3 protein-coding genes and 1 pseudogene are annotated in these 2,204 nt (G+C 66.9%); all 4 read left to right on the top strand.

Features of this window, described 5'->3' with window-relative positions; all coding sequences use genetic code 11:
- Positions 1 to 90 precede the first annotated feature (90 nt).
- Positions 91 to 225, top strand: coding sequence for a hypothetical protein (locus CV1CTNOD_RS27435; RefSeq protein WP_278043937.1), 135 nt, complete (start codon positions 91 to 93; stop codon positions 223 to 225).
- 133 nt (positions 226 to 358) lie between these two features.
- On the top strand, positions 359 to 580 hold the full coding sequence (locus CV1CTNOD_RS18365) for a hypothetical protein (RefSeq protein WP_131787256.1): 222 nt from the start codon (positions 359 to 361) through the stop codon (positions 578 to 580).
- A gap of 80 nt (positions 581 to 660) precedes the next feature.
- A pseudogene (locus CV1CTNOD_RS27945) lies at positions 661 to 1,677 on the top strand (integrase core domain-containing protein).
- Positions 1,678 to 1,869: 192 nt separating this feature from the next.
- The coding region (locus CV1CTNOD_RS18355) for a WD40 repeat domain-containing protein (RefSeq protein ID WP_431607135.1) at positions 1,870 to 2,204 on the top strand (335 nt) is incomplete at its 3' end.

The raw sequence follows: 2,204 nt of genomic DNA, 5'->3' as shown, positions 1-2,204 counted from the left end.
GAACCCCACAGATCGATCACAACCCGATACACGCCCTAAGCGTCCTCGCATCAAGCGCATGGCACGGTCGATCGCATAAGCATCCGAACCATGTCCCCGGCTTCCCGGATCTCCTCCCGCCGTGCCGTCGCCGCGCTGGTCCTGCTGCTGGCTCTGCCGACGGTGGCCAGTTGCGGCTCGTCGTCCACGCCGACAACTGCCGCCGGGAGGCACGACCGCAAGTAGCCCGGTACCGGTCGAAAGCAATCCGCCCGGGGACATCCCGGACAGCATCGCGTTCGTCCCATATCGCAACGCCGTGGGCGGCTATGGGCTACGCCACCCAGAAGGGTGGGCGCGGACGGAGGGTGGCACCCGCATGCTCTTCACCGACAAACTGAACGGCATCGCCGCGGACATCACCCCGGCCGCGGCTGCGCCCGCCGAGCAGACCGCGGCGGCGACGGACGTTCCCCGGCTGCGCGCGGCGGTCCCCGCGTTCGAGCAGCGCGGCATCTCCCCGGTCACGCAGCGGTGTGCGCATCGTCTTCCGGCGCAGCTCCGACCCTGTCGGATGCCAGAAGTCGCCCTGGGCCTGTGATCTGGGGTGATGTGACGGCGTGGCTGTCGGCATGATGGTCAGCTGCGTCGGTGCGCCTGCTATATCTGATCTTCGTTCGAATCTGTGGCTGGCTGGTTCTACTCGGCCGTTCGTCGGCGTCCAAAGACCTGGAATTGCTCGTGTTGCAGCATGAGGTCGCCGTGCCGCGCAGCACCCACCCGAAGCCCCGGTGGGACTGGGCGGACCGGGCGGTACTCGCCGCACTGATCCGACACCTACCGAGAAGGCTGCGGGCGCACCAGGCTGGTCACCCCGGGACCGTGTTGCGGTGGTATCGCCGTCTGGTCGCACGGACGTGGACCTATCCGCACGGTCGGGACGACCACCGGTCAGCACGGAGATCGCCACGCTGATCGAGCGGCTCGCTACCGAGAACACGGTGTGGGAATACAAGCGGATCCAGGACGAACTGCTCAAGCTCGGCTACCGGGTCGGCGCCTCGACGATTCACCGGGTCCTCCAAGACCTCCGGATACCCCCGGCACCGAAACGTTATACCGACACGACGTGGCGGCAGTTCCTGCGGACGCAGGCGTCGGCCATGCTGGCGGTCGATTTCTTCCACGTCGACTGCGTGGTCACACTCCAGCGTTTGTACTGCCTGTTCGTCATGGAAGTCGGCTCCCGGTATGTCCACATCCTTGGGGTGACCGCCCACCCGGATGAGCAGTGGACCACCCAGCAGATCCGTAACTTGGTCATGGACCTCGGCGATCGGACGGCAGACTCCCGGGTCCTGGCCCGTGACCGGGCCGGGCAGTTCACCGCGTCGTTCGACACGGTCTTGGCTTATACCAGCGTCGAAACGGTGAAGATCCCGCCCCGAACTCCCCATACGGACCGAGGTCACCGACCGCATATCGATCTTCAGCAAACGTCACCTGCGTACCATCCTCGCCGAGTACGCGGCCCACTACAACGGACGGCGACCCCATCGCTGCCGTGACCTTGCGCCACCACGGCCCGACCACCCCGCGGCCGACCTCTCGCGGCGGCACTGTTGCATCCGCCAGGATGCAACAGTGCCCGACGAACGTCGATCCGAGCCCAAAGCGTGGGGCTCAGCAAGAAAATGATCACAGCTGTCACCCGAACCGCCTGTGCCACAAGGGTTTCGGTGGACCATGTGTACCAGCATCCGAACCGGTTGATTTTGGTTGCTGGCCCTGAAATCACTGTCCGGCCGGTCGCTACCCGGGCCGTGACCAGGGACGATGCCCGATGGCCACGCCGACCGTCGCCGCATCCGGCGAGTCGAACAAGGGTTCTTGGCCGCCAGCAGCGGGCGGGCCGTCGTGCTGTGGAACATCGCCACCGACTCCGAGCACGCCCGTCTCGTCGGCCACCGCACCTGGGTCCGAAGGATCGCCGCCTCGCCGGACGGCTGGCTGATCGCCACCGGCGACGACGACGGGGACATACGACTGTGGAACCTCGCCGACGGCACCGAGCACACCACCATCACCGGCCGCCTCGGCAAGGTCACCGCCCTCGGTGTTCGCGCCGGACGGCCTTTTCCTCGCCGAGCACCGCGCTGTTCTACCTGCCCGCGTGCCCCCTCCCGGCCGGGCGCGGGTTGGATAGATACATCCGCCCTGCCCGG

It is taken from the genome of Protofrankia symbiont of Coriaria ruscifolia (genome assembly GCF_900634745.1).
In the GTDB taxonomy this organism is placed as follows: domain Bacteria; phylum Actinomycetota; class Actinomycetes; order Frankiales; family Frankiaceae; genus Protofrankia; species Protofrankia californiensis.
Note: the sequence above shows the minus strand (reverse complement) of the source record. Positions and strands in the feature narration are given on the sequence as shown.